16 protein-coding genes and 1 pseudogene are annotated in these 17,938 nt (G+C 69.6%); 5 read left to right on the top strand and 12 right to left on the bottom strand.

The features are described 5' to 3' along the window. Positions 1–5 precede the first annotated feature (5 nt). Positions 6–596, bottom strand: coding sequence for a DUF5994 family protein (locus tag ACGFR9_RS20855; protein WP_031043866.1), 591 nt, complete (start codon positions 594–596; stop codon positions 6–8). 315 nt (positions 597–911) lie between these two features. On the opposite strand from ACGFR9_RS20855, the gene ACGFR9_RS20850 reads away from it, so the two are divergent. Further along, a complete protein-coding gene (locus ACGFR9_RS20850) occupies positions 912–1,307 on the top strand; it encodes a DUF5994 family protein (protein WP_239105958.1) in 396 nt (131 codons plus the stop codon). Here the strand turns inward: ACGFR9_RS20850 and ACGFR9_RS20845 are convergent. Then, positions 1,275–1,808 (bottom strand): DUF5994 family protein, encoded by a 534-nt coding sequence (locus ACGFR9_RS20845; protein ID WP_393210669.1) that lies wholly within the window; start codon positions 1,806–1,808, stop codon positions 1,275–1,277. The genes ACGFR9_RS20850 and ACGFR9_RS20845 overlap by 33 nt on opposite strands. A 242-nt stretch (positions 1,809–2,050) precedes the next feature. Beyond that, entirely contained in the window at positions 2,051–3,427 is a 1,377-nt protein-coding gene (locus ACGFR9_RS20840; RefSeq protein WP_191878945.1) for an NAD(P)-binding domain-containing protein, read from the bottom strand. 129 nt (positions 3,428–3,556) lie between these two features. Between ACGFR9_RS20840 and ACGFR9_RS20835 the strand changes: the two genes are divergently transcribed. Together ACGFR9_RS20835 and ACGFR9_RS20830 are read left to right on the top strand one after the other, a co-directional pair. Continuing rightward, positions 3,557–4,639, top strand: coding sequence for an NAD(P)/FAD-dependent oxidoreductase (locus ACGFR9_RS20835; RefSeq protein WP_351854347.1), 1,083 nt, complete (start codon positions 3,557–3,559; stop codon positions 4,637–4,639). Between the two features lie 39 nt (positions 4,640–4,678). Next, complete coding sequence (locus tag ACGFR9_RS20830) at positions 4,679–5,047, top strand: helix-turn-helix transcriptional regulator (RefSeq protein ID WP_031045997.1); 369 nt, start codon at positions 4,679–4,681, stop codon at positions 5,045–5,047. Between the two features lie 10 nt (positions 5,048–5,057). On the opposite strand, the gene ACGFR9_RS20825 is transcribed toward ACGFR9_RS20830, so the two are convergent. Genes ACGFR9_RS20825 through ACGFR9_RS20815 form a run of 3 tightly spaced genes read right to left on the bottom strand, consistent with a single transcriptional unit; the run spans position 5,058 to position 7,586 of the window. Further along, the gene (locus ACGFR9_RS20825) at positions 5,058–6,113 is read right to left on the bottom strand and encodes an ArsO family NAD(P)H-dependent flavin-containing monooxygenase (RefSeq protein ID WP_393210665.1); all 1,056 of its coding nucleotides are present in this window, start codon (positions 6,111–6,113) and stop codon (positions 5,058–5,060) included. A 58-nt stretch (positions 6,114–6,171) separates the two neighbouring features. Next, positions 6,172–7,281 carry an ACR3 family arsenite efflux transporter gene (gene arsB / locus ACGFR9_RS20820; protein WP_061443464.1) on the bottom strand — a complete coding sequence of 370 codons (1,110 nt, stop codon included), beginning with the start codon at positions 7,279–7,281 and terminating at the stop codon, positions 6,172–6,174. Further along, positions 7,278–7,586 carry an ArsR/SmtB family transcription factor gene (locus ACGFR9_RS20815; RefSeq protein WP_393210662.1) on the bottom strand — a complete coding sequence of 103 codons (309 nt, stop codon included), beginning with the start codon at positions 7,584–7,586 and terminating at the stop codon, positions 7,278–7,280. Before ACGFR9_RS20815 ends, arsB begins: the two co-directional genes overlap by 4 nt. A gap of 92 nt (positions 7,587–7,678) precedes the next feature. Between ACGFR9_RS20815 and ACGFR9_RS20810 the strand changes: the two genes are divergently transcribed. Further along, positions 7,679–8,092, top strand: a complete 414-nt coding sequence (locus tag ACGFR9_RS20810; RefSeq protein WP_031046009.1) for an arsenate reductase ArsC — start codon at positions 7,679–7,681, stop codon at positions 8,090–8,092. A 1,085-nt stretch (positions 8,093–9,177) separates the two neighbouring features. Here the strand turns inward: ACGFR9_RS20810 and ACGFR9_RS20805 are convergent. Continuing rightward, entirely contained in the window at positions 9,178–11,544 is a 2,367-nt protein-coding gene (locus ACGFR9_RS20805) for an N-6 DNA methylase (RefSeq protein WP_393210659.1), read from the bottom strand. A 293-nt stretch (positions 11,545–11,837) separates the two neighbouring features. Between ACGFR9_RS20805 and ACGFR9_RS20800 the strand changes: the two genes are divergently transcribed. Continuing rightward, the gene (locus ACGFR9_RS20800) at positions 11,838–12,194 is read left to right on the top strand and encodes a transcriptional regulator (RefSeq protein ID WP_393210656.1); all 357 of its coding nucleotides are present in this window, start codon (positions 11,838–11,840) and stop codon (positions 12,192–12,194) included. 173 nt (positions 12,195–12,367) lie between these two features. Here ACGFR9_RS20800 and ACGFR9_RS20795 read toward each other — a convergent pair whose 3' ends face one another. The 5 genes and pseudogenes from ACGFR9_RS20795 to ACGFR9_RS20775 form a co-directional block, all read right to left on the bottom strand. Beyond that, complete coding sequence (locus tag ACGFR9_RS20795; protein WP_387912328.1) at positions 12,368–12,811, bottom strand: PIN domain-containing protein; 444 nt, start codon at positions 12,809–12,811, stop codon at positions 12,368–12,370. Then, positions 12,808–13,074, bottom strand: coding sequence for a ribbon-helix-helix protein, CopG family (locus ACGFR9_RS20790; protein WP_093549204.1), 267 nt, complete (start codon positions 13,072–13,074; stop codon positions 12,808–12,810). The genes ACGFR9_RS20795 and ACGFR9_RS20790 overlap by 4 nt, the downstream gene beginning before the upstream one ends. An 854-nt stretch (positions 13,075–13,928) precedes the next feature. Continuing rightward, positions 13,929–14,045, bottom strand: a pseudogene (locus ACGFR9_RS20785) (DUF2587 domain-containing protein); the annotation flags it as partial. 95 nt (positions 14,046–14,140) lie between these two features. Beyond that, entirely contained in the window at positions 14,141–17,008 is a 2,868-nt protein-coding gene (locus ACGFR9_RS20780) for an ABC transporter permease (protein ID WP_393210652.1), read from the bottom strand. Then, entirely contained in the window at positions 17,005–17,745 is a 741-nt protein-coding gene (locus tag ACGFR9_RS20775; RefSeq protein ID WP_393210649.1) for an ABC transporter ATP-binding protein, read from the bottom strand. The genes ACGFR9_RS20780 and ACGFR9_RS20775 overlap by 4 nt, the downstream gene beginning before the upstream one ends. Positions 17,746–17,938: the final 193 nt, after the last annotated feature.

Raw genomic sequence — 17,938 nt, 5'->3', positions numbered from 1 at the left:
GGCCCTCACACCCTTTCCGGCCGGTCCCTCGCGGTGGCGACGGCGACTCGAAGCCATGGAGAAGTGACGGAAGCACCGGCTCCATGTCCTCCTTCGGACTCCCACACCGCTTCCCTGGTGCGGTCGGCCTCGGCGGTCACCGTCAGACGCGCGGCATCCGCCAGCAGGCTGCTCGCGGTCGCTGTCCGGCGCGGGTCGCTCGCGGCGGCCATCAGCCAGGCGGCCGCGGCCGGAGGCGTCTGCGGGGGAACGACCAGCAGGTTCCAGCGGCCCACGTGGTAGGAGAGCAGCAGCAACTCGTGCTCGTCCTGCTCGAAGCGGAACCAGCCCACCTTCACCACGTGCCCGGCGACAGGCACCTTGCGCGGGACGACCGGCCACTGGGCGGGGTTCACCGTGATCCGGGTGATCCGCCCCCACAGCGGATCCAGAACGGACGCCAGGGCCGGCAGTTCGGCGGTGAGATCACGCGAACGCGGCCACCAGGCGCCGTCCAGCAGGAGCGGTGCCGAACCGGCGGGGACGAGCGAGAGACGTACGGGAGACGTGGGACGCCGGTCTTCGGACGTCGTCGGAGGGGAGACGGTCGCAGTCATGACGCGAACCCTGCCCCGGGCGGGCCTGAGCCGACCCGGCGTATTCGATCACCGAAAACGGCACAGACGCGATATGTCCGTGCGCGGAGTGTTCCCGGTTCCTCCAGCCTACTCTTCGCGGCGCCCGAGCAGGCCGTACGCCGGGAGCAGCCCGCCCGATGAGGCCGAAGCCTCTTGTCGGGGCTCGTCGAGGAGTAGCCTGAGGACTTCGAGGGCTTTCGTGCACCGGCGCCGCCGGTCCCGTCCTCGGTCACCCAACCACCGGGCGCGCCGTCAGCCAGCGCAGGCCCGCAGTCAGGCTTCTTCCTCATGATCATGAACTCCACTCAGCTCCGTCCGCACGCGGCACCGTTCCGCTCACGTGCCGCGCGCCTCGTCCTCGGATCCGCCAGCCGTTTCGGCCGTCCGGACGGCGCCTGGTGGCCACGGACCCGCGACCTGGCACGAGAACTCGGCGAACTGGCCGACGTGATCGATCCGCTGTGGGGCCGGCTCACCCACGTGGCCGTCAATCCCCGCCACTGGCAGCCTGTCCCGCACGGCCTGGTCGTCGTCAACGGTCACGAGGTGGCGGTCGACCGATTCACCGAGGTGCTCAACCCGCACAGGATCCTGCTGCAGTCCTACACCGCGGGCCGCTGGGATCTCCTCGTGGTGCCGCCCCCGACGAGCGCGTCGTCAGCGGCCCGGCTCATGGCGGTCGTGGCGTAGCGCAGCGGTGGGTGCATGCCCCGGGCCCACACGCTCCGTGCCGGTGTCGATGAGGATCTGTTCCGCCGGCGTCTGACTGCCTGCGCGCACGGCTGCGGCCATGGCCGCGCGGGCCGCGTCGGCCGCGGTGTGCGGCGGAACCACCAGCAGCGAGAAGAGATCATTGCCGCCCCGGGTGATGAGAACGGTGTCGTCTCCGACCGGGAAGGAGTCGATGCGGACGACCCGACCGTCGATCGTCAGCCGCGTCGGCAGCTCGTCCCAGGCGTCGGTGTCCAGACCGACACGTGTGATCGGCCCGAGGTACTCGGACAGCGCGGAGACGAGGCCGGGCAGTTCACCGGCGATGTCGCGGGAGCGGGGCCACCACGCCCCGTCGAGCGCGCCCTTCCGGTCATGGGTCGTCTCGAGCCGCACCACGGCGGTTCCAGGTCGCGAAACCGCCTGATGCACAGCGTCGGGCAGGAGCCTGGTCACCCGCGGGGGGGCGGGGTCGGACATCGCACTCGCCTGCCTACCGGGAACGGCAAACCGAAAGCCTCCTGGTTTCACGGTACTCCTCGACCGACGACGGCCGGAATTCCACGATCACCGGGCTACTCACCGTCATCGCCGCACGCGATGAAGAACAAGGTCGAGGTGTGCTTCCCTCGACCTGCGCTTCTGGGCGGCACCAAGGCCCGTCACCCCGACGTACTCGCCGCCAACGCAAGGAACGCGCCAGCGCCCGCGGTGTCGGTCTGTCAGCAGCCGCCGGAGGCGGCCGGTGCGCCGATGCCGATCTGCAGCGTGGCAGGGGCCGCGCAGCAACCTCCGCCTTCGCCGCTCCGCGCGGCGTCGGGCTCGTCGAACAGACCCGCGCCGCCACACACACCGGTCTCCGGCAGGGTCAGCTCGACGCGTTCGGCCGCCTCGTGGTCACCGGCGAGAGCGGCCGTGATGGAGCGGACCTGCTCGTAGCCGGTCATGGCGAGGAAGGTGGGGGCGCGGCCGTAGGACTTCATGCCGGCCAGGTAGACGCCCTGCTCCGGGTGGGACAGCTCCTTCACGCCGTGCGGGTAGACCGTGCCGCAGGAGTGGACGTTCGGGTCGATCAGCGGAGCCAGCGCGGTCGGGGCCTGGAGGCGTTCGTCGAGGCCGAGGCGGAGCTCGGAGAGGAAGCTGAGGTCGGGGCGGAAGCCGGTCAGGACGACGACCTCGTCGACCGCGTCCAGGCGGCGGCCGTCCTCGGCGACCAGGACCAGCCGGTCGCCGTCACGCTCGACCGCTTCCGTACGGAACCCGGTGACGGCGCTCGCGTGCCCCTGCTCCACCGCCGCCTTGGCACGCAGGCCGAGGGCGCCGCGGGCCGGGAGCTGGTCGGCCTCGCCGCCGCCGTACGTGGCGTCGCCGATGCCTCGGCGCAGGATCCAGACCGCGTGTGTGTCCGCCTCTTCCCCGGCCAGGTCGGCGAGCAGGGCGAGAGCGGTGAAGGCGGAGGCGCCGGAACCGACGACCGCCGTGCGCTTGCCGGCGTAGCGGGCTCGGACAGCCGGGTCCTTCAGGTCGGGGACGCGGTAGGTGATGCGGTCGGAAGCGGACTTCTCACCGAGGGCGGGGATGCCGTTCGCACCCATCGGGCCGGGCACGGACCAGGTGCCGGAGGCGTCGATGACGGCGCGGGCGGTGATCCGCTCCTCGCCGCCGTCCGCTGTCTCGATGTGCACGGTGAAGGGCTGCTCCTCGCGGCCGGAGTCGACAATCCGGTCCCGGCCGGCGCGGGCCACGCCGGTGACCGTCACTCCGTAGCGGACCTGGTCGCCGAGGACGTCCGCGAGCGGCTGGAGGTACCGCTCGACCCAGTCGCCGCCGGTCGGGTACGTCGTCTCGTCGGGGCGGACCCAGCCGGTTGAAGCGAGCAGCTTCTCGGCGGCCGGGTCGGTGACCTCGGCCCAGGGCGAGAACAGGCGGACGTGCGCCCACTCGCGCACCGCAGTGGCAGCGGACTGGCCGGCCTCCAGCACCAGGGGCTCCGCGCCGCGCTCGACGAGGTGTGCGGCTGCGGCCAGGCCGACGGGGCCGGCGCCGATGACCACAACGGGCTGCTGGTGGTCGGTGGTGGACACGCTGGTGTTGGACACGGCGACGACACTCCCTTTTGCTTCGACATCTGTCGATCCCTTGCGAGACCAGGATGGCACCTGCTTCGATGGGCGTCAACATAGACACTTATCGAAGCCGTAGTACTTGAGCGATCCGAGGGAGCGGGCATGGAACACGTCGACGTGGCGGTCATCGGTGGTGGCCAGTCCGGACTGGCCACCGCACACGCCCTGCGCAAGCAGGGTCTGGCACCGGTGATCCTGGAAGCGTCCGGGCAGCCGGCGGGGTCATGGCCCCGCTACTACGACAGCCTCGCCCTCTTCTCCCCCGCGGCCCGCAGCTCCCTTCCGGGCCTGCCGTTCGGCGGCGATCCGGACCGCTACCCGCACCGGGACGAGGTCGTCTCCTACCTGCCGCGTTACGCCGAGCGCCTGGACGCCGACGTCCGCACCGGTATGCGTGTGCAGGAGGTGCGTATGAGCGACGGAGCCTTCGTCCTTACCCTGGAAACCGGAGAACGCATGACGGCCCGGGGCATCGTGGCGGCCTCTGGAACCTTCGGCCGGCCTCACCGGCCCGCCCTCCCAGGGTTGGACGACTTCACGGGCACCGTGCTGCACGCGGCCGAGTACTGCGGGCCGGAACCACTCGCCGGGCTGGGGGGCTCCCCGGCCGGAGGTTGGGGGAGGGTGGTGGTCGTCGGGGCCGGCAACTCGGCGGTGCAGATCGCCGCCGAGCTGGCCACACATACCCGGGTGACGCTCGCGGCGCGGCATCCGGTGCGGTTCGCCCGGCAGCGCCCGCTGGGCCGGGACCTGCACTGGTGGCTACAGCGGACAGGGCTCGACACCTTGCCGGTGGGCAGGTTCCTGCGCACGCCGCCGACACAGTTGGTGATCGACGACGGCCGCTACCGCGCCGCGGTTGCAGCCGGCGCCCCTGACTTGCGCCCGGTGTTCAGCGCGATCGACGGCACGAAGGCGACATGGACCGACGGCGCCATCGAGGAGATCGACACGATCGTCCTGGCCACCGGCTACCGACCCGACCTCGGCTATCTGCGCCCGCTCGGCGCCCTCGACTGCGACGGCCAACCGCGCCACCGGGAGGGCCTGTCGACCACCCATCCCGGACTGGCGTACGTCGGCCTGGAATGGCAGCGCAGCCTCTCCTCGAACTCCCTGCGCGGGGTCGGCAGGGACGCCGCCCGCGTCGTACGGCGCCTTGTCGCCCATCTCGACGCCCGCTGACTCTGGCTGGGCTAGTTCGACATGTGTCAACATAGACGTATGTCGAATGCCAAGGCACTGCCGCTGCTGGAACGATCCGAGGCCCCCGTCGCCGCGGTGCCGTGCTGCCCGCCGTTGAGCGAGCGTCCCTTCACCGCCGAGGAGGCCGAGCGCACCGCCCGTATGTTCAAGGCGCTCGGCGACCCCGTGCGGCTGCGGCTGTTCTCGGCCGTCGCCTCGCACGAGGGCGGCGAGGCATGCGTGTGCGACATCTCCGACGTCGGTGTCTCGCAGCCGACCGTCTCCCACCACCTGAAGAAGCTCAAGGAGGCCGGCCTGCTCACGTCCGAGCGGCGCGGCACCTGGGTCTACTACCGGGTCGAGCCGTCGGTACTGGCGGCGATGGGACAGCTGCTGGCCGTTCGGTAGCGCACGCGGATCACCTTGCACCTTTGAGAAGCCCGGCGATCTGCCGCGCTGCGTCGCGGGCCGCCCGTCCGACGCCGATGAGCGTGGCGGAGGCGGGGCCCGTCCAGTCTCCGTATCCGAGGAGGTGCAGCCGGGGGTCCGCCACTGCACGCGTGCCCTGGGTGGGGATGTGGCCGCGCAGGCCCAGGGGTGACAGGTGGGAGAGGGCAGGCCGGAAGCCGGTGCACCAGATCACCACGTCGGCGGGCGCTCGCGTGCCGTCGACCCAGGCGACGCCGTCGCGGTCGAGGCGGGCGAACATGGGTGACGCTTTGAGCCGCCCGGCGTCCCGGGCCTCGCGCACGGGCGGTACGGCGACGACGTCCCCCAGCGAGGCGACGCCTCCGGTGCCGGTGCGGCCCTCGTCGAGGGCGCGACGTCGGGCGGTGGCCGCGTCGAACAGGGCGCGGCCGTCGATGTCGTCGGCGAGGTACCGGGGCGGACGCCGGGTCACCCAGGTCAGTTCGGTGTCGTGGGCGAGGTCGGCGGCGATCTGCGCGCCGGAGTTGCCGCCCCCGACGACGATCACGCGTTGGCCCGCGAAGTCCCGCGGTCCGCGGTACGAGACGGTGTGCAGTTGCCTGCCCTGGAAGTCGCCGCGGCCGGGGACGGCGGGGAGGAAGGGACGCCACCAAGTGACGGTCGCGCTGATCACCGCGCGTGTATACCACGGGCCGGAGTCGGTCTCCACTCGCAGCAGCCGGCTGTCGGCGTGCACGCCGATCACCCGGACGGGTCGCTGCACCGGGAGGTCGTATCGCTTCTCGTAGTCGCTCAGGTAGGCGACCAGGTGCCCGGCGTCCGGGTACTCCTGGCCCGACTGCGGCGGCATGAGGCGGCCGGGGAGCGAGGAGAAGGCTGCCGGGGAGAACAGGTGGAGCGAGTCCCAGGTGTGCTGCCAGGCCCCGCCCGGGGTGGCCTGGGCGTCGAGGACGACGAAGTCGAGGCCCAGGCGGCGCAGGTGGTAGCCGGCGGCGAGCCCTGCCTGACCGCCGCCGATCACCACCACGTCGGAGTGCTGTGTCATGCCGCCTGCGCCGCCGCGCACGTGATGGACCGGACGGTGCGGGCCGTGAGGCAATGCATCAGTAGCCTCTGCCCTCGGTGGTCGGAGCGGACGGGGTGAACTTCTTGCGCCAGGCCAGCGAAACATAGACGAGGCCGATCAGGACGGGCACCTCGATGAGCGGACCCACCACGCCGGACAGGGCCTGGCCGGAGGTGACACCGAAAGTGGCGATGGCGACGGCGATGGCCAGCTCGAAGTTGTTGCCGGCGGCGGTGAAGGCGAGGGTGGCCGTCCGGTCGTAGGCGAGGCCGATCGCCTTGCCCAGCAGGAAGGTGCCGAAGAACATGACCGCGAAGTACACCAGCAGCGGCAGCGCGATGCGGACCACGTCCAGCGGCTGCGAGGTGATGGTCCTGCCCTGCAGGGCGAACAGGATGACGATCGTGAACAGCAGGCCGTAGAGCGCCCACGGACCGATCCTCGGCAGGAAGCGGGACTCGTACTTCTCGCGGCCGAGCCTCTTCTCGCCGATGCGGCGGGTGAGGAAGCCCGCGAGCAGTGGAACACCGAGGAAGATGACGACGTTCAGGGCGATCTTCCACATGGAGATGTCCAGGCGTTCGCCGTCGCCCAGACCCAGCCAGCCGGGCAGCAGGTCGAGGTAGAACCAGCCGAGCAGACCGAACGCCAGGACCTGGAAAACGGAGTTGAGGGCGACGAGTACGGCGGCGGCCTCGCGGTCGCCGCAGGCGAGGTCGTTCCAGATGATGACCATGGCGATGCAGCGGGCCAGGCCGACGATGATCAGGCCGGTGCGGTACTCGGGCAGGTCCGGCAGGAAGATCCAGGCGAGCGCGAACATCACCGCCGGGCCGACGATCCAGTTGATCACCAGCGACGAGGCCATGAGCCTGCGATCGCCGGTAACGGCGTCGAGCCTGTCGTAGCGGACCTTGGCCAGGACCGGATACATCATGACCAGCAGGCCGACGGCGATCGGCAAGGAGATGCCGCCGATCTCGACCCTGGCAAGGGCGTCGTCCAGACCCGAGATGGCTCGGCCCAGGCCGAGGCCGATGGCCATGGCGATGAGGATCCAGACGGCGAGGAAGCGGTCGAGCGTCGACAGCTTCGCGACGACGGAGGGCTCCTCGGTGGTCGTCGCGGGGGCTTCGGTGCGGGTCACGGACAGGCCCTCTTGTTCTCGACGGCGTTGCGTGCGGAGTCGGCCAGGTCGGCGAACTGGCCGGCGAGCGAGGCGATGACGTCCGGGCGGAGCCTGTAGTACGTGTAGCGGCCGCACGGCTCGGTTTCGACGACGCCGGCCTCGCGCAGCACTCTCAGGTGGTTGGAGAGGTTGGTCTGCCGGGCACCGGTCTCCTCCACGAGGTGGGTGGTGCACAGCGTCTCTTTGGCGAGCAGGGTCACGATCCGCAGCCTGAGCGGGTCCGCCAGGACCCGGATCAGGTCAGCGTCGACTGACGTCATCATGCACTGATACTCTCACATCAGTGGTGACTGACACCATCGGGCGCTGATGCCATGCGCGCCTGATGCCGTCTCGAGACAAGAGAGACCTCCTGATGCCCGACAAGCCTTCCGTGCTGTTCGTCTGCGTCCACAACGCCGGCCGCTCGCAGATGGCAGCCGCGTGGCTGACCCACCTGGCCGGGGATCGCGTCGAGGTCCGTTCCGCCGGATCCAACCCGGGCGAGAACGTCAACCCGGCCGCCGTCGAGGCGATGCGCGAGGTCGGTGTCGACATCTCCGCCGAGGTGCCAAAGATGCTGACCGTGGACGCGGTCAAGGAGTCCGACGTCTGCATCACCATGGGCTGTGGCGACACGTGCCCGGTCTTCCCGGGCAAGCGCTACTTGGACTGGCAGTTGGAGGACCCGGCCGGCCAGGGCGTCGAGGCCGTCCGCCCGATCCGCGACGAGATCAAGGTGCTGGTCGAGGGCCTGATCAAGGAGATCGCGCCAGAGCCGCAGTCATGAGCAACGCCCGCAGCCCGCACTCGGATCGACCATGGCCTCACGACAGATCGCCTACTTGAGCCGGCGTACACACCTCGGAGCATCCACGGCCCCGGGGCACCGATAGCGCGCAGCGCAGCAACCAACCCGTCGGCCTTCCCCACCACCGATACTCGACAAAACCTCGGTCCAGGCTCGCGTCACGTCGCCGAAGTCCAGCAACAGCCCCCGGACCTGCCGGAGCAGAACGCGCAGGACCACAACACCCGCGACGCCTCCGAGCCCCATCCCGATCCACCACATCGGCCGCCTCCTCGCCCAGAACCCCAGGCTGCCTGCGGCGAAGATCGAAGTCTGTGCCCAAAGAGACGCTTTTTGTGATCTTGGCATCCTCGGTTAGGAGTGTGCACACGCAAGTCACCGTGGCAGCGGTGCTCCCCCGCCAGGCATTCCTCATCGCCAAGTGCCCAGCGGCCCTCCGCGAAGCAGCGCGGACCAGCCTCGTGCCCACAGCGTGCCCATACGACCGGACAACAACGGTAAACAGCGGCGCGGAACAGGTAGCCGAAAACGCGCTCCAGAATACGTAGCCGCAGGTGAGAGGTGATCTCACCCGTGAAGCGCCGTCGCTTCCCAAGCTGAGAGCGCGAGTTCGATTCTCGTCACCCGCTCCATGGAGAAGGCCCAGGTCAAAGCCCCGGGCCTTCTTTATTGTCTGGTCCGATCAGGGAATTCGCACCGTTTGTACACTCTGTCCGACGGTTGAGCTGTGGCCCGCGCACGCGGTGCTTCCCAGCAGAGGTGACCGCGCGCGGCCGCAGCAGGATGTTCCGAAAAGCGTGTCAGCTTGTTCAGAGTTGGCCGACTGCAGACAGGACAAGCACGCAGAGGCCCATCGACGTGGCAAAAGCAGTGCCGCCGTAAAGGACTGCCTCAGCGAATGCGGCTCCGGTGCTGGTCTTCAGGATCCCAGCGACAAGAGCCACCACGAGCGAGAACAGCGCTGCCACGAGCAGCCACAGGTACCTCGTTCCGGATCGTGACTCGGACGGCGGAGCATTCACAGAAGTCTTCCTTCGCGGACGGACTGAAAGGAGAGGAGTGCGTCATTCGGGGACCAGAACGCCGGTCAGCAGATGCGCGGCGAGTGTGCTGCGGTGCTGAGTCGCGGCCTGGATGAGTTCGCGGTGCGCGGTGATCTGCGCGTTCACGGCATCCAGCACGGCACTGATTCGTCGCTGGTGGGCAAGGGGCGGCAGCGGTACGGGCAGAAGTGCCAGTGTGGCGGCGCTGAGGGAAGGAACGGCGGTGCCGCGGGCGTACTCCTTGAGCCAGTGCACCGTCTCCGGCAGAGACAAGTAGGCGAGCAGGTAGCCGGGGAGGACAAGTGGCTCCCCATCCGTCTCCAGGGCACGCAGCCGCAGCAGGTTGGTGCTGAACAGCCAACCGTCCTGCGCCTTCTCGACCAAGGCAGGGGGCATCTGGGCACCGGAACGCACGCACAGAATGTCCCCGGGCCTGAGACGGAACCTTGCCAGTGCGCGGGCGACATCCACGCCTACTTTCTCCATGTCACGATCGTCGATACGACCCTCACGCAGGTGCTTGGGCATCACGACACGGAGATCGCCTGCCGCGGAGCGAACCTCGGCCGGCAGACGTGTGTAGGACGGACCAGCCATGATGTCGACCAGTTCTCCCAGCGGAACCCGACGCCAGTCATGAGGTAGCCCGTCGTACGAGAGCACGGTGGCTGACGGCAAGGGGCCGTACGAGAGCGCATCGACCGTGCCGTCCACGGCTTTCGTTCGACGCCTCGCCTCGGCGAGCACCCGCTCTGTGGTTGCTGCCTCGGTAGCCGCTTCAGCCGGTGACGCCGTGGACATCCATCGGTCCGCATAGTCGGCGGGGCTGAGCGAGTAACCGGCAGCCCGCACCGCCTCCAGCGGAGCAGCGACCGCAAGATGGCCCGCGCTCTGCCGACCGAGGCGGAATCCGGTCCCTCGTCGCCATGCCTGAACGGTTCTCGTGACAGCCCCGACGTGTTCGTCGGAGAGGACTCGGGGTCCGCGAGTCGCCTTGTCACCCAGGTCCCGGGCGTCCACGAACAGGATCTCCTCGCGCACCGCCGCGGAACTCCGCAAGAACCACAAGCAGACGGACACCTGAGCCCCGGAAAAGAGCTGAGGAGGCAACGCGACAATGCATTCGACGGCGCCATCCTCCACCAGCCTGCTCCGGATCTCCCGCTCCCGGACGTCTGTGGAGGTGCCCGCGCTGACCGGCATCACCACACCCGCACGCCCCTCGTCCTTGAGCGACACCAGGACGTGCTGGAGCCAGGCGAAGGCAGGACTACCGGAGGGAGGCGGTCCGTACGGCCAGTCGATGCCCTCACGCGGCTTCGGCACGGCCCCGTGAGCGTTGAAAGGCGGATTGGTCAGAATTAGATCGGCTCGGTGGCCCTTCGGCCAGGCACGTTCGTTCCATGGGGCCGCGGTGCCAGCTTCCAGTTCGACCGGAATACCGTGCAGCGCGAGGTTCATTCCGGCGAGCCGAAGTGTGCCGCGCTGCGGACTCTCACCACGCAGAGTCAGAGGCACGACACCACCGAGGCGTTCAGCGACTCCGTCAAGCATCTCGCCTGCGCGCGCATACGGGTCGTAGACGCGTCGCGCGGAGTCCTCGTCCCCTAGGGCGGCGTCCCGCATCAGCCGCACCACGGCACGTGGAGTGAAGAACTCTCCGCTGGGAAGCGCGGCTCGGGAACCGAATTGATCCACCAGTTGTCGGAACTCGTCGATCCCCAAGCCGTCGGTCAGGCGGATCACCTCGACAACATCCCCGTACTCCCGAGGTTCCAGCCTGACGATGGCTGTCCGCATGCCCGGCGGCACACCGCGCAGGCGCAGTGCCTCGTCGGCTGCCTCCCCGATCTCCTGCAACAACGCCGCCGTGGCAGCCCTCGATCGAGACTGCACCGTACGCGGGAGCGACATCGAGCGCGGGCTTCCGCTCACCTGAAGAAAGACCAGGGAGAGGAGCAAGGCAAGGTAGTCCGTCATCGATGCGCCGCCGCGCACGGCGTCTGCCATCGGTCCCAACAATTGCGCAAGTTGCCGCGCACGCTCTTCTTCGTCGCTCAACGGACCGCTGCCTGTTGCCTCATCACCCAGCGCGGCCGCTCCCTGGCGGGCATCGTCCGACGCAACGAGGTTCCGCCGCATACGGTCGGCATAGGTGAACCCGGCCGGCTCGTCGGACGCACGCGCACGTGACGGGATCTGACGGGAGTCGAGCCAGCGGAGGACCGCCCGTAGACTGAATAGTTCCGTTTCCCCCGTCCTGACCGGCTCCGGATAATCCTCGTACCGGCGTTGCCAGTTGGTGACCGCTGGCCGCATCACCCCGGCCAGTTCCGCGAGTTCGGCCCTCGACAGCAGGCGATCGTCGCTGAGACCCGTACCGTCCATGAAACCCCCGTACACCGTCCTGGTTGCTCTCGATGAGGTAACGGTAGAGAGGCGACAGTGGGAGCGTCAATCAGCGCACCGACGGTGCGCACATCGACAAGCGGGCAAGATACATGGGTCGCGCTTCAGATTTTCAAGGACCACCAAGGAGCTGAGCAGCTACTTTGCCCTACCGTCACCCTCTTTCGCTACCCGATCACCGAGAGGTGAAGAGCATCTCTTGTTAAGGGTCTACCTGAGAAGGGCTTGCGCCAGTCTGCGGATCAAGAAGCCCCACCGCAGGCTCTTCCTGGATGATCGACGTATGGCAACACAGCCCGGTCCCTCTGGTCTTCGCCGTGCCAAGTCCGCTCGGCGCGCCTGCCACCCTCTCCGAGCTCGTCGGCCCTCAGCACGGCACAGTGACCTTGCCGCTGCATCTGGCGCGGCCGGGGCTGACCACGTTCGATCTCGATCAGCCGCGGTTGTGGATGAACTACTGCCGGATCGTCCTGACCGAGGGAGCGCAAGACGATCTGGTCCAGTTCCTCAGTCGCGACCTTCTGGTCAGCCTATGGCCCACACTGCGCACACTGGTCAGCCGTGATGTCTGGGAGGTGTGGGAGAGCTCCTTCGACGAGCTGGCTCACGAAGCCCAGGCCACTGCGTGAACCTCACGGAAGTGAGGCCGACGTAGCGCGGACAGCATGGTGGAGACACGACTGCATGTGTTCTCAGCGACCGTTCCCACCCTGCTGCACAACATCCGTGCGCACCAGAGCCGCACGAGTTGCCCGAGCACCGTCACTCCCGAGCGAAGAACGCGAGTTCGACTCTCGTCGTATCAGAGCGGGAGATCGTCGGGGAGTACCCGGAACGCCTTGTGGTGGCCCAAGGGGCGTACGGCCCGGAAGTCACGTCGGTCGAGGGTGAGGATCGCGTCCGTGTCGTAGTCGGCAGCGAGCGCCACGTTGACCGCGTCAGCGAGGTCGAGGTCCAGCGCACGGTAGCGGACACGGACGGACTGGGCGGCGCCCAGGTGGTCCTCCGTGATCTCCGGCATGACGACACGCCCCCGGCTCATCCAGCGCCGGAGGTCGTCGACCGCGCCGAGGGCGGCCTCCCTGCCGAGCTCGCGCGTGGCGACGTGATCCAGTTCGGCCAGCAGCAGCGGGGACATGACCAGGAGGCCGGCCGCCATGATCGCCTCGTTCGCCGCCCGGTGTTCCGGGTGAACCGAGTCCAGGGCCGCCAGGAGACCGGACGTGTCGGCGATGACAATGATCACGCGGCGGTTCCGGAATCCGGGTCGGTCCCACGGCGGACAGCGTCGGCGACCGTGTCACGCACCTCCGATCTGGAGGGTGTGCGTCCCGTCCCCTCGAAGGTGCGCGAGAACAGCGGCTCGTCCCAGACCCTGTTCGCCATGGCCGCGAGGTGGATGCCCTGACGGATGATCTCGGCCTCACTTATCCCCCGACGCTTCGCGGCTTCCTTGATGATCGCCAGGTCTTCGGGGTCGGCGTAGACGTTCGTGCGCTTCATGGACATGTGCCAAGAGTAGTCCATGTACCGGATTGACACACGTAGGTGCCTCGTCCGTCGGCTCATCGGATGCCGCGATCGCAGACGACGAAACTGGCCGCGCTCACCATGGGTGTGCGGCATCGAGCTCTGGCCCCGCAACGTGCTCGCCGCATCTTGCACCGAGCCACTTCTCGTGGAGGTCGAAGTCCGTAGGGATGATCCCGCATCCTGTGACCTTCCGAGCCGAGGCGAGGGCCCGGCAGCCATGCGCGACCGCAACTGCCGCGCTCAGTCGCTCTGCGCATGCCCAAGCCCGCACACCGAGCAGTCCACATCAGAGCAGTGGTCGTCCACCTCGCAGTGTCGTGCCCACAGTGTGCCCTTCAGAGCGGACACCTACGGTCAACAGCGGTGCCACAGGACGCCCGCGCCTACCGCAGCACATTGAATCCACGCAGGTCAGCAGCCTCACGCTCGCGCAAGCACCGTCGCTTCCCAAGCTGAGAGCGCGAGTTCGATTCTCGTCACCCGCTCTTCTTCAAGCCCCAGGTCAGCGACCCGGGGCTTGTTTCACAGGGGTCTCGTTGCTGCGGTTTGCGAGTGCTCCCGCACTCCGAGATTGGGCACGCAGAGGGCACGCACGCCTTGCGAGGACGTCCCCATCACGTCGCAGCATGGCGCTGACCTCTACTTTCACACCGATGAGCCGGAGGCGAGCCCTCAGCCCGCTGTTCCCGGCGATGGCGGACGCCCGTCCTGCACCTGCTTCGTCGTGGGCGGCACACAAGCCCCTCGCGAAAACGGGTACTTGACCGCCGAGGGTCCTGCGTCAGAGGGGAAGGCCGTCGGGGAGCACCCAGAACGTCTTATAGCGGCCCAACGGGTGTACGGCCAGAAGTCCCGTCGGTGTCAGTGCCGCCGAGCGCCATCCCGTCCTGGCCCAGGATGAGGATCTGGGGGCTCTCCTGCGACCTGTCATTCCTCGGCATCTCCATGCCGCCGTTCTCGCGCGCGCATGCTTTCCCACACGGTGTGCCCCTGGACAAGGGTGATCCACCCTCGTCCAGGGGCACGGTCCGGCAACGGAGGCTCAGTGCGCGGCGCGGCGGGCCAGCGCCCCGCGCGAGCGGGTCACCAGCGCGGCCAGCAGGGCGGCGCCGAGGGGCACAGCCACCAGGAGGGCGGCGAGCGTCTCCCAGGGGACGACGATCGGCACGTACGGCGGGGCGTCACCGGCGCCGCCCCAGCCATTGTCGAGAGCCTCCTGGTAGAAGCGCACCTGCTCGCGCTCCTCGGTGAGCCGCAGCCCGACCGCGGGCAGGACACCGGCCGCCGAGCCGAGGACCACCCCCATCGCGGCGACCACACCGCACTGGAAGCCGCTGAGCGTGCGGCGCACCCGGGGCGGGGCGCCGACCGCTGCGAGCGTCTTGAGATCGGCCTCCGCGTCGGCCTGGGCGAGACCGGTGGCGATGCCGGCCGCACCGATGGTGACCAGGCCGGCGAAGACGGTCAGCGCGAGCAGGACGAGCCCGTTCTCGTCGACCCAGCCCCGCTCCACGGTCAGCTCGACGTTGCTGCCGAGCTTGGCGATCTCGGCGTCGAGCTTCTGCCGTTCCTCGGTGCTGGGCATCCGGTCGGTGCTGAAGTAGGCGCCGAGGGGGACGGTGGTCAGCCCGGCGGCCTTGGCGGCGGCGGGGCTGAGCACGCTCTGCACTCCGTAGGAGTCGGGCGAGCCGGCCACCTGGTAGGCGGGGAAGGACTTCAGCTCGCCCGGGACCGGCTTGTTCTGCTCGGCGGCGCGGTCGGCGGCCTTCAGGTCGGTGATCAGCTTGACGCCGACGGTGCCGTTCCTGTCGACCTGGGGCTTGTGGAAGCTGAGGAGCTTTCCGTCGGCGAGGGCCTTGGCCGCGTCCGGGTCGTCGATGCCGAGGACCTTCAGGAGCGGGGCGTCGGCGATGAGGAGACCGCCGTCGACGTAGATGCCGTTGCCGTCGGGCGAGAGGCAGCGCCAGTCCTTGGCGAGCGCGCGCCGCTGCTCCTTGGTGTACTTCTCCGCCGGGTCGGAGCCGTCGGGGGTGCTGACCCACAGCGGGCACTCGTTGGCCGGCGGGATGACGACCTCGAACCTGCCACAGCCCTCGCCCTCGCCATACGGGGCGCAGCCGGGCTTGCCGACGGCGATCCGGAACACATCGGCGCGGACGTCGACGGGCAGCGTCCGCTGCACGGCGTCGCGGACCGCGGGGACGTCCCGGCCTCCCTCCTCGGTGACGAGCGCGGCGCCGGCCCCGTACGGCAGGCTGGCCCGGTACTCGGCCAGACTCTGGGCGTCGCGGCTCGCGGCGTACGTCGAGACGGCGACGGTGCCCGCGACGGCGGCCAGGACGGCGGCCACAGCGGGTGCCGTACGGCCCCGGTTGCGGACGGCGTCCCGCAGGGCGAGGCGCGGCGAGAGCGGCAGCCAGCGGCTGGCCCGGCCGAACAGGCCGACCAGGGCGGGCGTCATGGCGACCACACCCAGCTCGGCGATGGCCGAGCCGCCCGCGACCAGGGCGAACTGGTCGGAGACGACCGAGCCGTACAGGGCGATGGCCGCGCCGAGCAGGACAGCGCCGAAGCCGATCAGCGGCAGCACGCGGTTGCTGCGGCGCACGCCGCGACGGCCGGTGAGGGAGGCCAGGACGGTCTGCCGGGAGGCGGTGACGGCCGGGATGACCGCGGAGAGCAGGCCGGTGAGGACGGCGAGCGCGGCGATGGCGAGCAGTTCCAGCGGCCTGACGGTGAAGCCGCCGAACCGCTGCCCCATGTAGTCCTCGAGGAGCGGCCGGAGGGCGAAGGTCAGGACCAGGGCGAGGACGATGCCGACCAGGGCCGCCGCGACGCCGATGACCAGGCCGCCGCTCAGCACGATGGCCCGGATATGGCTGCGGGCACCGCCGTTGGCGCCGACCAGGCCGAGTTGGCGGCGGGAACGACGGGCGCCGACGGCGAAGGCGGGACCGGCGAGCAGGCAGATCTCCAGCATCGCCAGACCGACGACCGTGCCCACGGCGGCGAGCGCGGCGGCGTCGGCGGCCCCGCTGCTCTCGTAGTTGGCCCAGCCTTCCTTCTGGTAGAGCGGCACCTCGGAGTCGGCGGGCGGGTCGAGGACCACGACGCGCGAGGTGACCAGGACACCCTTGGCGTTGATCGCCTGGACCGTGTTCCACGTGAAACCACCGGCCTTCTTCACCAGGTAGGTGGTGGAGACGGCGGGCTTCGGCAGTCCGGCCTTCTCGACCGCCTTGGCGTACGGCGCCAGGAAGGCGCCCGGCAGGGCGTTGACCTGCTGTGCCGTGAGGTCGCTGGGCAACTCGTACGAGCCGCTGATCACATAGGTGCGGTCGAAGCCGCGGGCGGTGAGGGTGGAGCCGACGGACAGCCCGCTGCTCTCCAGGAACCGGGTGGTCGCGGCGATCTCGTCGTTCTTCTCGGGGAAGCGGCCCTCCTGCAGCCGCATGATGCCCCGGGCGACGGGATCGGTGGCGGCCAGCTCACGGACCTCGGTCTGGAGCAGACCGTGAGTGGTGGTCAGCTTGGCGGTGCCGCTGCTGTCGGTCAGCACCGTCGAACCGGCCGGGATGGTCTTGGTGACATCGGTCGGGCCGTCGGGCCAGGGCGTGCCCGGCGAGTAGTGGTCCCCGGCCGGGGTGTTCTGCTCGCCCTCGGGGTCCTGCAGGATGGCCACGCCGCCCGTCCGGGCGTCGGAGAAGCGGGCGTCGGCGGCACCCAGGGTGCGCTCCACCCGCTGTGCGGGGGTGAGTTCGGCGCTGCGCAGGGTCAGGTCCAGGGCGCTCACGCCCAGGATCGGCAACGCGATCATGGCGAGGACGAGGAAGCTGCGGCCCTTGGAGCGCCAGGCGTCACGGCGGGCGATGCGGACCGCGGCCCGCCAGGAATGGAACCAGGTCGTCACCGCTGGGCCGCCCGGCCGGTCAGGAGCGAGTCGGCGTCGCTGCGTAGGGTCTGGTCGACGACGGCGCCGTCCCGCAGGAAGACGACCCGGTCGGCCCAGGCGGCGAACCGCGGCTCGTGGGTGACCATGACGCCGGCGGCTCCGGCGTCGCAGCGGGAGCGCAGCAAGGCCAGCACGGACTCGCCGGTCTCGGAGTCGAGGGCGCCGGTGGGCTCGTCGGCGAGGACGAGCCGGCGGTCGCCGACGAGGGCGCGGGCGATGGCCACGCGCTGCTGCTGGCCGCCGGACATCTCGTCGGGGAACCGGTCGGCGAGTTGGCCGAGGTCCATCTCGGCGAGGGCGGCGAGGGCCTCGGTGCGGGCCTTGCGGGCCGATATGCCGTCCAGTTCGCGGGGCAGGGCCACGTTCTCGGCGGCGGTGAGGGCCGGGATGAGGTTGTAGTCCTGAAAGACGTAGCCGATGCTGCGGCGGCGCAGGGCGGCGAGCCCTTTGATGCCGAGGGCGGTGATGTCGGTGCCCTCGACGAAGACCTGCCCGGAGGTGGGGTTGTCGAGGCCGCCGGCGATGGTGAGCAGGGTGGACTTGCCGGAGCCCGACGGGCCCATGACGGCGACGAGTTCACCGGGGTGGACGTCGAGGTCGATGCCGCGCAGGGCGTGCACCTCGGTGGCGCCGGAGCCGTGGACGCGGGTCAGGTTCCGCAGACTCAGCACGGCCTGCTGCTGTTGTGTGGACATGGTTTCCCCTCGGGCGTACGCCGGCGAGCGGCCGGACGTCGGTGCGACGGACGGTCGTTGGCAGCGCCGTGCGTACGGTATGGGTCTGGTCGGGTGGTTCGGAGTCTTCAGGTGCTACGAGTGGGTCGGGTGGAGCCGGTGGACTCGGTCGGCCCTGTGGGTCCGGTCGTTCGGGCGCTCGGGGCCGGTCGTG

It is taken from the genome of Streptomyces sp. NPDC048584 (genome assembly GCF_043199595.1).
In the GTDB taxonomy this organism is placed as follows: domain Bacteria; phylum Actinomycetota; class Actinomycetes; order Streptomycetales; family Streptomycetaceae; genus Streptomyces; species Streptomyces edwardsiae.
Note: the sequence above shows the minus strand (reverse complement) of the source record. Positions and strands in the feature narration are given on the sequence as shown.